At 34.9% G+C, this 522-nt stretch carries 1 protein-coding gene; it reads right to left on the bottom strand.

Features of this window, described 5'->3' with window-relative positions; genetic code table 11:
* Nucleotides 1-182: 182 nt before the first annotated feature.
* Nucleotides 183-522 (bottom strand): transposase family protein (locus ACIR310F_RS21035; protein WP_035367365.1); only part of this gene is annotated, 340 nt, incomplete at its 5' end.

Here is a 522-nt window from a genome sequence, read left to right as displayed (position 1 = left end):
TAGACATCTCCGAAAACTATCTAACCTTTACCATGACTGCTTTTGAGAAAATGAAGGTTAAGTGCAAAGATACTCAGATTATACGCTAGAATCAGTGCTGAAGATGCCTGCTATTGGGAATTAGCCAAAAAATAGCACCTCTGGAAGTAGATTTTATCCAGGAAACTTGCAATTTTATATAGCTACAAAATAACAGTACCAATACGCAATCTTACAATTCCACAAATAGTCATAATTATTTGTTCATATTTATGGGTATTTAATCTAAATCTTTCTTGGGCAACTCTAAATATCTTCACTAAACGAATTAAATGTTCAACAAAAATTCTTTCCGACGCTAGTTCTTTATTTCTGGACTTTTGTTCAGGCGTTAATTCTTGTTTTTTCGGTTTTTTCTGAGGGGTTTTAATTGACTTTTCTCCTTCATAAGCTTTATCCCCATTAAACCTTTGTTTGGTCTCAAATTCCTGGGAGGTGTCACGAAATAAGCTGATATCACTTTGGGGACCTGGTTTACCAGCC

Origin of the sequence: Dolichospermum circinale AWQC310F (genome assembly GCF_000426925.1) — a bacterium.
Taxonomy (GTDB): domain Bacteria; phylum Cyanobacteriota; class Cyanobacteriia; order Cyanobacteriales; family Nostocaceae; genus Dolichospermum; species Dolichospermum circinale.
The sequence above is the reverse complement of the archived record's forward strand: the minus strand, read 5'-3'. Positions and strand labels throughout refer to the sequence as shown.